Source organism: Enterobacter sp. JS8-1, from assembly GCF_049187015.1.
Lineage (GTDB): Bacteria > Pseudomonadota > Gammaproteobacteria > Enterobacterales > Enterobacteriaceae > Enterobacter > Enterobacter mori.
Map to the genome: position 1 here is coordinate 784,853 of NZ_CP185805.1, position 12,435 is coordinate 797,287.

The 12,435-nt window shown below is 54.3% G+C and carries 8 protein-coding genes; 5 read left to right on the top strand and 3 right to left on the bottom strand.

Features of this window, described 5'->3' with window-relative positions:
* Positions 1 to 7: 7 nt before the first annotated feature.
* From ACOQH0_RS03770 to aroP, 3 genes are all read right to left on the bottom strand, one after another.
* On the bottom strand, positions 8 to 958 hold the full coding sequence (locus ACOQH0_RS03770) for a family 43 glycosylhydrolase (protein ID WP_421511571.1): 951 nt from the start codon (positions 956 to 958) through the stop codon (positions 8 to 10).
* Positions 959 to 968: 10 nt separating this feature from the next.
* The gene (locus tag ACOQH0_RS03775; protein WP_010426938.1) at positions 969 to 2,366 is read right to left on the bottom strand and encodes a glycoside-pentoside-hexuronide (GPH):cation symporter; all 1,398 of its coding nucleotides are present in this window, start codon (positions 2,364 to 2,366) and stop codon (positions 969 to 971) included.
* A gap of 165 nt (positions 2,367 to 2,531) precedes the next feature.
* Positions 2,532 to 3,902: an aromatic amino acid transporter AroP gene (gene aroP / locus ACOQH0_RS03780; protein ID WP_421511572.1), complete on the bottom strand. Its 1,371-nt coding sequence runs from the start codon at positions 3,900 to 3,902 to the stop codon at positions 2,532 to 2,534.
* A gap of 537 nt (positions 3,903 to 4,439) precedes the next feature.
* Here aroP and pdhR point away from each other — a divergent pair.
* The 5 genes from pdhR (at position 4,440) to traT (ending at position 12,435) form a co-directional block, all read left to right on the top strand.
* Entirely contained in the window at positions 4,440 to 5,204 is a 765-nt protein-coding gene (gene pdhR / locus ACOQH0_RS03785) for a pyruvate dehydrogenase complex transcriptional repressor PdhR (RefSeq protein WP_006173806.1), read from the top strand.
* A gap of 123 nt (positions 5,205 to 5,327) precedes the next feature.
* Positions 5,328 to 7,991, top strand: coding sequence for a pyruvate dehydrogenase (acetyl-transferring), homodimeric type (aceE, locus tag ACOQH0_RS03790; RefSeq protein ID WP_059310644.1), 2,664 nt, complete (start codon positions 5,328 to 5,330; stop codon positions 7,989 to 7,991).
* 14 nt (positions 7,992 to 8,005) lie between these two features.
* Positions 8,006 to 9,907: a pyruvate dehydrogenase complex dihydrolipoyllysine-residue acetyltransferase gene (gene aceF, locus ACOQH0_RS03795; protein WP_421511573.1), complete on the top strand. Its 1,902-nt coding sequence runs from the start codon at positions 8,006 to 8,008 to the stop codon at positions 9,905 to 9,907.
* 175 nt (positions 9,908 to 10,082) lie between these two features.
* Positions 10,083 to 11,507, top strand: coding sequence for a dihydrolipoyl dehydrogenase (gene lpdA / locus ACOQH0_RS03800; RefSeq protein WP_042718239.1), 1,425 nt, complete (start codon positions 10,083 to 10,085; stop codon positions 11,505 to 11,507).
* 196 nt (positions 11,508 to 11,703) lie between these two features.
* Complete coding sequence (gene traT, locus ACOQH0_RS03805; RefSeq protein WP_089599168.1) at positions 11,704 to 12,435, top strand: conjugal transfer complement resistance protein TraT; 732 nt, start codon at positions 11,704 to 11,706, stop codon at positions 12,433 to 12,435.

A 12,435-nucleotide genomic window follows, 5' to 3' on the forward strand; every position in this document is an offset into this window, starting at 1 on the left:
GCAAAGACTAAAGCGTATCCGCGGGCGGGATGCCGAAATCAGGCATCCCGTTTTCGTCCCAGCGGACAAGCTTCAGGCGGGTGTGGCGGTTCGGATCGTACAGCGGGTCGCCCTCAATTTCGGTGTAATTACGCGCGTGATACACCAGCACATCTTCCCCTTCCGGCGTTTGCGTAAAGCTGTTGTGTCCCGGACCGTACTGGCGGTTTTCGTAACTGGTGACGAACACCGGGCGCGAGGATTTTTGCCAGTTTGCCGGGTTTTGCGGATCGGCATTCAGGTCTATCCACAGTAGCCCCATGCAGTAGTTCTCGTCGGTGGCGCTGGCGGAATAGCTGATAAACAGCTTATCGTCGTGAACCAGCACCGCCGGACCTTCGTTGACCCAAAACCCCCGACACTCCCAGTCATACTCCGGTTTGCTGAGCATCACCGGCTCGCCTTTCAGCGTCCAGGGGTTTTCCATTTCACACAGATAAAGATTGGAGTTCCCGGAGATGTCCGGCGCTTTTTGCGCCCACAGATACCAGCGTTTTCCCTGATGAACAAAGGTGGTGGCATCCAGCGCGAAGGTGTCAAACTGCGTTTTTATCTGACCTTTTTCCGCCCACGTACCGGTGAGCGGATCGCTGTCGGTACACTCCAGCGCAAACATGCGGTGCTGGAACATCCCAAGTTCGTCGAGCGCCTGGGTGTGCGTCGCGGCAAAGTAGATGTACCACTTGCCGTCAATGTGGTGCAGTTCCGGCGCCCAGATCAGCTGGCTCATCGGGCCGGTCTCAGGTTTGCGCCAGACCATAACTTCTTCAGCATTACGTAAGCCTTCCAGCGACGCTGCGCGGCGGATCGCCAGCCTGTCGTACTGTGGCACGGAGGCGATAAAATAGTACTGCCCCTCATGGCGTAAAATATACGGGTCGGCACGTTGTTCGATAAACGGGTTTGGCCACTGATGCATTTGGCTCTCCTTATTTTGTCTCTGCGGCTTTCAGTTCCTGATAGTCGCTCAGTTCACGGTAATTGGTGCGACGTTTTTCCAGGTCTTCCTGAATGCGTTTCATCGTTTCACGGTCTACCTTCAGCAGGCGTACTACGCCCGCGGTAATTAAGTATCCAATGCCGGGAATAACGGTAAAGAGCAGCACGATCCCGTTAATGGCGTCCGCGCTCTGCGCTTTTGCGCCCGCGTCATAACCGTACCAGGAGAGCAGGAAGCCGACCATCGCTCCGGCAATCGCCAGCCCCAGCTTCAGGAAGAAGATGTTGCCGGAGAAGCTGATTCCGGTAATGCGTTTGCCGGTCTTCCACTCGCCGTAGTCGTCCACGTCGGCCATCAGCGACCAGTGCAGCGGTGACGGGATCTGGTGCAGGATGTTCAGCAGGAAGTAGAGCACCACGATGGTGACGGTGGCTTTCGGGTCGAAGAAGTAGAAGGCGCAGGAGAAAATCGCCAGCACGATGTTGGTCCAGAAGAAGACCTTCAGCTTACACCAGCGGTCGGTCAGCACTTTTGCCAGCACGCTACCGAGCATCATGCCCACGACGCCAAGGCTGATAAACAGCGTGGCGAAGTGGGTGCTCTGGCCCATCACCCAGGTGACGTAATACATGGTGGCCGCCATGCGGATAAAGCCCGGGCAGACGTTGCACAGGGTCAGGAGCAGAATGCGTACCCACTGGTCGTTCTTCCACACGTCTTTCAGATCGTTTTTCAGCTCATCGTTGGTTTGCACCGCCGGGCGCACGCGCTCGCGCACGGTAGAGAAGCTGAACAGGAACATACAGGTCCCAATCAGGGCCAGGACGGTCATTGCCATCTGGTAGCCTTTGGCTTTGTTGTCCCCACCAAACCAGTCGGCCATCGGCAGCAGCGTTAATGAGAGCAGCAGCGTGGCGATACCGACCATCACAAAACGATACGACTGACAGGCGACGCGCTCTTTCGGGTCGTTGGTGATCACGCCACCCAGCGAGCAGTAAGGAATATTGATCGCCGTGTAGGTCAGCGACAGCAGGAAATAGGTGACAAACGCATAGATAACTTTGCTGTTATAGCTCCAGTCTGGCGTGGTGAACATCAGGATGCTGAACAGCGCGTAGGGGAAGGCGATCCACAGCAGCCATGGACGAAATCGGCCATATTTACTGCGGGTACGGTCGGCAATCGCCCCCATGATCGGGTCCGTTACAGCATCAATCACGCGGACGGACAGCAGCAGTACGCCGACCAGCGCAGGCGCCAGGCCAAAAATATCCGTATAAAAATAGTTAACAAACAGCATGATGGCGCCGAAGATGATGTTGCATCCCGCGTCGCCCATCCCATAGCCGATCTTTTCTTTTACTGACAGTTTGTTGTTATCCATCGACAGCTCTCCGGTTTACGGTATGGAGAGAATTATTCGCTGGCTCATGAATATATGCGTTGCAGGATAAAGGCGGTGATATGGATGAAACGGCTGAAGGCCTGAATTTGTGAGGAAGGTAACAACACGCTGTACCCGCAAAAAACGGGTACAGCGCAGAGAGGTTTAATGTGCTTTCACGGCTTTCTGGTTCTTCTGTTTCACCATGTAGCCCACGCCGAGGATCGCAATCCAGACCGGGATCAGGTAAACGGAAATCGCCATGCCCGGGGTGATCAGCATGATCACCAGCACGGCCGCCATAAACACCAGGCACACCCAGTTACCCAGCGGGTAAAGCAGGGCAGGGAAGCGCGTGGTGACGCCTTGCTGCTGCTTGGCGCGGCGGAACTTGATGTGCGCCAGGCTGATCATCGCCCAGTTAATCACCAGAGCAGAGACCACCAGCGCCATCAGCAGGCCGAAGGCTGACTCCGGCGCCAGGTAGTTGATCAGCACGCACAGCGCCGTGACAACGGCAGACACAATAATGGTGTTCACCGGCACGCCGCGCTTATCAACGTTGAGCAGCGCTTTCGGGGCGTTGCCCTGCTGAGCCAGACCGAACAGCATGCGGCTGTTGCAGTAGACACAGCTGTTATAAACAGACAGCGCCGCGGTCAGAACCACCACGTTGAGAGCGTTTGCCACAAAGGTATCGCCCAGCTCGTGGAAGATCAGCACAAACGGGCTGGTGTCAGCGGTCACGCGGGTCCACGGCAGTAGGGAAAGCAGCACGGCCAGCGAGCCCACATAGAAGATCAGGATGCGGTAGATAACCTGGTTGGTGGCTTTTGGAATACTCTGCTCCGGGTTGTCGGCTTCCGCGGCGGTGATGCCCACCAGCTCAAGGCCGCCAAAGGAGAACATAATGATAGCCATCATCATTACCAGGCCGGTCATGCCGTGAGGCAGGAAGCCGCCCTGTTCCCAGAGGTTGCGCACTGTCGCCTGCGGGCCGCCATTGCCGCTGAACAGCAGCCAGCCGCCGAAGATGATCATCGCCACTACGGCAATCACCTTAATAATCGCAAACCAAAACTCCATTTCACCGAACACTTTTACGTTGGTCAGGTTAATGGCGTTAATAATGACGAAGAAAGCCGCAGCGGAAGCCCAGGTTGGGATCTCCGGATACCAGAACTGAATGTATTTCCCGACGGCGGTAAGCTCAGCCATGGCAACCAGGACGTACAGCACCCAATAGTTCCATCCAGAGGCGAAACCGGCAAAGCTGCCCCAGTATTTGTAGGCAAAGTGGCTGAACGAGCCTGCAACCGGCTCTTCAACGACCATCTCACCCAACTGACGCATAATCAGAAAGGCAATAAAGCCTGCGATTGCGTACCCCAAAATAATGCCCGGACCGGCTGACTGGATAACGGACGCGCTGCCGAGAAACAGGCCAGTACCGATAGCACCACCCAGTGCAATGAGCTGTATGTGGCGGTTCTTAAGCCCGCGCTTTAGCTGATCGCCGTGCTGTTGAGCTTCCATTTGAAACCTCGTGTGTGGTTGTTATGTTCACGCTGTGCGTGTGTAATTATGAAAATCCATATTCTGTATTTATTTCTTTACGGTTAACGAGACCGAAAAAAGCGGAGATGACTTCCGTAAGCGCAAGAATAGTGGTAAGCGCCTGTGAATGCACCTGCTTTATGAAGGGCTGATGACGACTTGAATAAAAAGAAAGCATTTGTAAATCGGCCCGCTCAGTCTTCCTAACCCAACCTATAGAATAGAAATGCGCTAGAAGTGGGCGAATTTTCGTTATTTGCCTTGTTGAATCGCTTCAGATTGCAAAAACCCTCGTTTCATTAAGGTTAAAACTCTCTCTTTGGGAGTAATCAACTCATTTGTGCAAAGTTACATTTCTGAAACGTTATTTCTGTAAGGTTGTTAAAATGTGCAGGGTTTACTGATTTCAATCAAAACCAATATGGACAGAAGGTGAATACTTTGTTACTTTAGCGATACGAACTTGAAATTGGTAAGACCAATTGACTCCGGGCAAAAAGGCGTAAGACAGGGAATATGGCCTACAGCAAAATTCGCCAACCAAAACTATCTGATGTGATTGAGCAGCAGCTGGAGTTTTTAATCCTCGAAGGGACTCTGCGCCCGGGTGAGAAACTTCCGCCAGAACGCGAGCTGGCAAAACAGTTCGACGTTTCACGTCCCTCTCTGCGTGAGGCGATTCAACGTCTCGAAGCAAAGGGCTTGCTGCTTCGTCGCCAGGGCGGCGGAACCTTTGTGCAAAACAGCCTGTGGCAGAGCTTCAGCGATCCGCTGGTAGAACTTCTCTCTGACCACCCAGAATCCCAGTTTGATCTGCTTGAGACCCGTCACGCGCTTGAAGGTATTGCGGCCTATTACGCCGCCCTTCGCAGCACTGATGAAGATCGCGTGCGTATCCGCGAACTGCATCAGGCCATTGAACGGGCACAGCAGTCCGGCGATTTAGACGCCGAGTCCAGCGCCGTTGTCCAATATCAAATCGCCGTCACCGAAGCGGCCCACAACGTGGTGCTCCTCCATCTGCTACGCTGCATGGAGCCGATGCTGGCCCAGAACGTTCGTCAGAATTTTGAATTGTTGTATGCCCGTCGGGAGATGCTCCCACTGGTAAGCAACCATCGCACCCGAGTATTCGAGGCGATAATGGCCGGGGAACCGGAGCAGGCGCGTGAAGCGTCGCACCGCCATCTGGCTTTCATTGAGGAAATCTTGCTGGACCGCAGCCGTGAACAATCGCGTCGCGAACGTTCATTACGCCGCATACAGCAACGAAAGGATTAAGCGCCAGGTACTTTTAGAGCGCGGCAACTAAACGCAGAACCTGTCTTATTGTGTTCTTGCCCAAGAGCACAATGGGACAGGTTCCAGACAAATCAACGTATTAGATAGATAAGGAATACCCCCATGTCAGAACGTCTCCAAAATGACGTGGATCCGATCGAAACTCGCGACTGGCTACAGGCGATCGAATCGGTCATCCGTGAAGAAGGTGTTGAGCGCGCTCAGTATCTGATTGATCAGCTGCTTTCTGAAGCCCGCAAAGGCGGTGTGAAGGTTGCTTCAGGTGCAGGGGCTAGCAACTACGTAAACACGATTGCCGTCGAAGACGAACCGGAATACCCGGGCAATCTGGATCTGGAACGTCGTATCCGTTCTGCAATCCGCTGGAACGCCATCATGACCGTTCTGCGCGCATCCAAGAAAGACCTGGAACTGGGTGGCCACATGGCGTCCTTCCAGTCTTCCGCGACCGTTTACGAAGTGTGCTTCAACCACTTCTTCCGTGCAGCGAACGAGAAAGACGGCGGCGATCTGGTGTACTTCCAGGGCCACATCTCTCCGGGCATCTATGCACGTGCATTCCTGGAAGGTCGTCTGACTGAAGAGCAGATGAACAACTTCCGTCAGGAAGTTCACGGTAAAGGTCTGTCTTCTTATCCGCACCCTAAACTGATGCCTGAATTCTGGCAGTTCCCGACCGTATCTATGGGTCTGGGCCCAATCGGTGCGATCTATCAGGCTAAATTCCTGAAATACCTGGAACACCGTGGTCTGAAAGACACCTCCGAGCAGACCGTTTACGCCTTCCTGGGCGACGGTGAAATGGATGAGCCAGAATCTAAAGGTGCGATCACCATCGCAACCCGTGAGAAGCTGGACAACCTGTGCTTCATCATCAACTGTAACCTGCAGCGTTTGGATGGTCCGGTAACCGGTAACGGCAAGATCATCAACGAACTGGAAGGCATCTTCGCAGGTGCTGGCTGGAACGTGATTAAAGTCATGTGGGGCGGTCGTTGGGATGAGCTGCTGCGTAAAGACACCAGCGGTAAACTGATCCAGCTGATGAACGAAACCGTTGACGGTGACTACCAGACCTTCAAATCCAAAGACGGTGCCTACGTTCGTGAGCACTTCTTCGGCAAATACCCTGAAACCGCAGCACTGGTTGCAGACTGGACTGATGAGCAGATCTGGGCCCTGAACCGCGGTGGTCACGATCCGAAGAAAGTCTACGCTGCACTGAAAAAAGCGCAGGAAACCAAAGGTAAAGCGACTGTAATCCTGGCCCACACCATCAAAGGTTACGGCATGGGTGATACCGCAGAAGGTAAAAACATCGCTCACCAGGTTAAGAAAATGAACATGGACGGCGTGCGTTACATTCGCGACCGTTTCAACGTTCCAGTGACCGATGAGCAGGTAGAAAACCTGTCTTACATCACCTTCCCGGAAGGGTCTGAAGAGCACAAGTACCTGCACGAACGTCGTCAGGCGCTGAAAGGCTACCTGCCAGCTCGTCAGCCTAACTTCACCGAGAAGCTGGAACTGCCAGCGCTGGAAGACTTCTCTCAGCTGCTGGAAGAGCAGAACAAAGAGATCTCTACCACTATCGCTTTCGTTCGTGCCCTGAACGTGATGCTGAAGAACAAGTCGATCAAAGATCGTCTGGTTCCAATCATCGCCGACGAAGCGCGTACTTTCGGTATGGAAGGTCTGTTCCGTCAGATCGGTATCTACAGCCCGAACGGCCAGCAGTACACCCCGCAGGACCGTGAGCAGGTTGCATACTACAAAGAAGACGAGAAAGGTCAGATCCTGCAGGAAGGTATCAACGAGCTGGGCGCAGGCGCATCCTGGCTGGCTGCTGCGACCTCTTACAGCACCAACAACCTGCCGATGATCCCGTTCTACATTTACTACTCCATGTTCGGGTTCCAGCGTATCGGTGACCTGTGCTGGCAGGCAGGCGACCAGCAGGCTCGCGGCTTCCTGGTAGGCGGTACCTCCGGTCGTACGACTCTGAACGGTGAAGGTCTGCAGCACGAAGATGGCCACAGCCACATTCAGTCTCTGACTATCCCTAACTGTATCTCTTACGACCCGTCTTACGCGTACGAAGTGGCAGTCATCATGCATGACGGTCTGCAGCGCATGTACGGTGAAGCGCAAGAGAACATTTACTACTACATCACCACCCTGAACGAAAACTACCACATGCCGGCAATGCCAGCAGGTGCCGAGGAAGGTATCCGTAAAGGTATCTACAAACTCGAAACCCTCGAAGGTAGCAAAGGTAAAGTTCAGCTGCTGGGCTCCGGTTCTATCCTGCGTCACGTACGTGAAGCCGCACAGATCCTGGCGAAAGACTACGGTGTGGGTTCCGACGTGTACTCTGTGACCTCCTTCACTGAGCTGGCGCGTGATGGCCAGGATTGTGAGCGCTGGAACATGCTGCACCCAATGGAAACCCCACGCGTTCCGTACATCGCTCAGGTGATGAACGATGCACCAGCGGTGGCGTCTACTGACTATATGAAACTGTTCGCAGAGCAGGTTCGTACTTACGTTCCAGCTGATGATTATCGCGTTCTGGGTACTGACGGCTTCGGTCGTTCTGACAGCCGCGAAAACCTGCGTCACCACTTCGAAGTTGATGCTTCTTACGTGGTTGTAGCAGCACTGGGCGAACTGGCTAAACGTGGCGAAATCGATAAGAAAGTGGTTGCGGACGCAATCACCAAATTCAACATCGATGCAGAAAAAGTTAACCCGCGTCTGGCGTAAGAGGTAAAAGAATAATGGCTATCGAAATCAATGTACCGGACATCGGGGCTGATGAAGTTGAAATCACCGAGATCCTGGTCAAAGTAGGCGACAAAGTTGAAGCTGAACAGTCGCTGATCACCGTAGAAGGCGACAAAGCCTCTATGGAAGTCCCGTCTCCTCAGGCTGGCATCGTTAAAGAGATCAAAGTCTCTGTTGGCGATAAAACCGAGACTGGCAAACTGATCATGATTTTCGATTCCGCCGACGGTGCAGCAGCAGCTGCACCTGCGCAGGAAGAGAAGAAAGAAGCCCCTCCGGCCGCCGCTGCTCCAGCCGCTGCCGCGAGCGCGAAAGAAGTGAACGTGCCTGACATCGGCGGTGACGAAGTTGAAGTCACTGAAATCCTGGTGAAAGTGGGCGACACCGTTGCAGCTGAGCAGTCACTGATCACCGTAGAAGGCGACAAAGCCTCTATGGAAGTGCCAGCTCCGTTCGCCGGTACCGTTAAAGAGATCAAGATCAACACCGGCGACAAAGTGTCTACCGGGTCGCTTATCATGATCTTCGAAGTTGCGGGTGCTGCACCTGCTGCCGCGCCAGCACAGGCCGCTGCTCCGGCTCCGGCCGCTGCACCAGCAGCTGCTGGCGGCGCGAAAGACGTTAACGTACCGGACATCGGCGGTGACGAAGTTGAAGTAACCGAAGTGATGGTGAAAGTGGGCGACAAAGTTGCCGCTGAACAGTCACTGATCACCGTTGAAGGCGACAAGGCTTCTATGGAAGTCCCTGCGCCGTTCGCGGGTACCGTTAAAGAGATCAAAATCAGCACCGGCGACAAAGTGTCTACCGGCTCTCTGATCATGGTCTTCGAAGTGGAAGGCGCTGCGCCTGCCGCAGCTCCGGCTGCCGCGGCTGCTCCGGCACCTGCTGCTGCACCGGCTCAGGCGTCTAAACCTGCTGCGGCTCCTGCTGCAAAAGCGGAAGGCAAATCTGAGTTCGCTGAAAACGACGCTTACGTCCACGCTACCCCGCTGATTCGTCGCCTGGCGCGCGAATTCGGTGTGAACCTGGCGAAAGTGAAAGGGACCGGCCGTAAGGGTCGTATCCTGCGCGAAGACGTTCAGACCTACGTGAAAGACGCGGTGAAACGCGCCGAAGCTGCACCTGCTGCAGCCGCCGGTGGCGGTATCCCGGGCATGCTGCCATGGCCAAAAGTGGACTTCAGCAAGTTCGGCGAAATCGAAGAAGTGGAGCTGGGCCGCATTCAGAAAATCTCTGGTGCTAACCTGAGCCGTAACTGGGTGATGATCCCGCACGTTACGCACTTCGATAAGACCGATATCACCGATCTGGAAGCGTTCCGTAAACAGCAGAACGCCGAAGCTGAAAAGCGCAAGCTGGACGTGAAATTCACCCCAGTGGTCTTCATCATGAAAGCCGTTGCCGCTGCTCTTGAGCAGATGCCACGCTTCAACAGCTCCCTGTCCGAAGACGGTCAGAAGCTGACGCTGAAGAAATACATCAATATCGGTGTTGCGGTTGATACGCCAAATGGTCTGGTTGTTCCGGTCTTCAAAGACGTGAACAAGAAGAGCATTACCGAGCTGTCCCGTGAACTGACCGTGATCTCCAAGAAAGCGCGTGATGGTAAGCTGACTGCCGGCGAAATGCAGGGCGGCTGCTTCACTATCTCCAGCATCGGCGGCCTGGGTACCACCCACTTCGCGCCGATTGTGAACGCGCCGGAAGTGGCTATCCTCGGTGTGTCCAAGTCCGCGATGGAGCCAGTGTGGAATGGCAAAGAGTTCGTGCCGCGTCTGATGATGCCAATCTCTCTGTCCTTCGACCACCGCGTGATCGACGGTGCTGATGGTGCGCGCTTCATCACCATCATCAACAACACCCTGAGCGACATTCGCCGCCTGGTGATGTAATCGAAAAGCCGGCCAGTCGGCCGGCTTTTTTCTGATAATCTCATGGTGTTTGTGAGGTTATTGGCGAAAGCGACAATTCGTGAGCCGTTTGTTGTTTCAAAATTGTTAACAATTTTGTAAACTGCGGGCGGATAGAACGACCCGGTGGACGACGGGTATAAATTAAGAGGTCATGATGAGCACAGAAATCAAAACTCAGGTCGTAGTACTTGGGGCAGGCCCGGCAGGTTACTCCGCAGCATTCCGCGCCGCGGATTTAGGTCTGGAAACCGTCATCGTAGAACGTTACAGCACCCTCGGCGGTGTTTGTCTGAACGTCGGCTGTATCCCTTCTAAAGCGCTGCTGCACGTAGCGAAAGTTATCGAAGAAGCCAAAGCGCTGGCTGAACACGGTATCGTCTTCGGCGAGCCGAAAACCGATATCGACAAAATTCGTACCTGGAAAGAGAAAGTTATCACTCAGCTGACCGGCGGTCTGGCGGGTATGGCCAAAGGCCGTAAAGTGAAAGTGGTAAACGGTCTGGGTAAATTCACCGGTGCGAACACCCTGGAAGTGGAAGGCGAAAACGGCAAAACCGTGATCAACTTCGACAACGCGATCATCGCGGCAGGCTCTCGCCCAATCGAACTGCCATTCATTCCGCATGAAGATCCACGCGTGTGGGATTCCACCGATGCCCTGGAGCTGAAAACCGTTCCTAAGCGTCTGCTTGTTATGGGCGGCGGTATCATCGGTCTGGAAATGGGTACCGTGTACCATGCGCTGGGTTCAGAGATCGACGTGGTTGAAATGTTCGACCAGGTTATCCCGGCAGCCGACAAAGACATCGTTAAAGTCTTCACCAAACGCATCAGCAAGAAATTCAACCTGATGCTGGAAACCAAAGTGACTGCCGTTGAAGCGAAAGAAGACGGTATTTACGTTTCCATGGAAGGCAAAAAAGCCCCTGCAGAAGCGCAGCGTTACGACGCCGTGCTGGTGGCGATTGGCCGCGTGCCGAACGGTAAAAACCTCAATGCTGGCGCAGCTGGCGTGGAAGTGGATGACCGTGGCTTTATCCGCGTTGATAAGCAGCTGCGCACCAACGTGCCGCACATCTTTGCTATCGGCGACATCGTCGGTCAGCCAATGCTGGCGCACAAAGGTGTTCACGAAGGTCACGTTGCCGCTGAAGTTATCGCTGGCATGAAACACTACTTCGATCCGAAAGTGATCCCATCTATCGCGTACACCGAGCCAGAAGTTGCCTGGGTGGGTCTGACCGAGAAAGAAGCGAAAGAGAAAGGCATCAGCTACGAAACCGCCACCTTCCCGTGGGCTGCTTCTGGCCGTGCTATCGCTTCCGATTGCGCAGATGGCGTGACCAAACTGATCTTCGACAAAGAGACTCACCGCGTGATCGGTGGTGCAATTGTCGGTACCAACGGCGGCGAGCTGCTGGGTGAAATCGGTCTGGCTATCGAAATGGGCTGCGACGCGGAAGACATCGCGCTGACCATCCACGCTCACCCGACTCTGCACGAGTCTGTGGGCCTGGCGGCAGAAGTGTTCGAAGGTAGCATCACCGACCTGCCAAACGCGAAAGCGAAGAAGAAATAAGTTTCTCTGCGCTTGATAAACGCCTCTCCGGAGGCGTTTTTTTTTGCCTGGCACTACCGGATTTAGTAGTCATCCTGTTGATATTTCCGCTAAAAATTTCCCTTCATCTGCCGATACTTTTTTCACCATTGTGTGGCTACTGGCCACGCGGTTTAGGGGTTCTGGACTCTTTTATTACACGAAAAAAGGAAAATACATGTCTTTGAAGAAAGTGGCGGTAATTGGCTTAGTGGCGGCAGCGCTGACGCTGACAGGGTGCGGTGCGGTAACGACGGCGGTGAAGAAACGCAACCTGGAAGTGAAAACCCAGATGAGTGAAACTGTCTGGCTTGAGCCATCCAACGAGAAAACGGTCTACATTCAGGTTAAAAACACCTCCGATAAAGACATGAGCAACCTGCAGACCCTGCTGGCGAACGACCTGATTGCCAAGGGCTATAAAGTGACCAGCTCCCCTGACGGCGCATATTACTGGGTGCAGGCAAACGTCCTGAAAGCCGACAAAATGGACCTGCGTGAAGCTCAGGGCTACCTGAAAACCGGGTATGAAGGTGCGGCTGTGGGCGCTGCACTGGGTGCCGGGATCACCGCTTATAACAGCAACTCTTCCGGCGCAGCGCTGGGCGTCGGTCTGGCGGCGGGTCTGATCGGCATGGCGGCAGACGCCATGGTGGAAGATGTAAACTACACCATGGTGACTGACCTGCAGATCTCTGAGCGGAGCAAAGCAAAAGTCACAACCGATAATATCGCAGCCCTGCGTCAGGGTACCTCTGGCGTGAAACTGCAGACCAGCACCGAGCAGGGCGATCGTGCGAAGTATCAGACCCGCGTGGTGTCTAACGCCAACAAGGTGAACCTGAAGTTCGAAGAGGCGAAGCCGGTTCTGGAAGCGCAGCTGGCGAAATCGGTCGCGAATATTCTGTAG

Bases quoted from the DNA above. Each gene is read 5' to 3' on its own strand.
- ACOQH0_RS03770 (WP_421511571.1), bottom strand. From the start codon at position 958: ATGCATCAGTGGCCAAACCCGTTTATCGAACAACGTGCCGACCCGTAT.
- ACOQH0_RS03775 (WP_010426938.1), bottom strand. From the start codon at position 2,366: ATGGATAACAACAAACTGTCAGTAAAAGAAAAGATCGGCTATGGGATG.
- aroP (WP_421511572.1), bottom strand. From the start codon at position 3,902: ATGGAAGCTCAACAGCACGGCGATCAGCTAAAGCGCGGGCTTAAGAAC.
- pdhR (WP_006173806.1), top strand. From the start codon at position 4,440: ATGGCCTACAGCAAAATTCGCCAACCAAAACTATCTGATGTGATTGAG.
- aceE (WP_059310644.1), top strand. From the start codon at position 5,328: ATGTCAGAACGTCTCCAAAATGACGTGGATCCGATCGAAACTCGCGAC.
- aceF (WP_421511573.1), top strand. From the start codon at position 8,006: ATGGCTATCGAAATCAATGTACCGGACATCGGGGCTGATGAAGTTGAA.
- lpdA (WP_042718239.1), top strand. From the start codon at position 10,083: ATGAGCACAGAAATCAAAACTCAGGTCGTAGTACTTGGGGCAGGCCCG.
- traT (WP_089599168.1), top strand. From the start codon at position 11,704: ATGTCTTTGAAGAAAGTGGCGGTAATTGGCTTAGTGGCGGCAGCGCTG.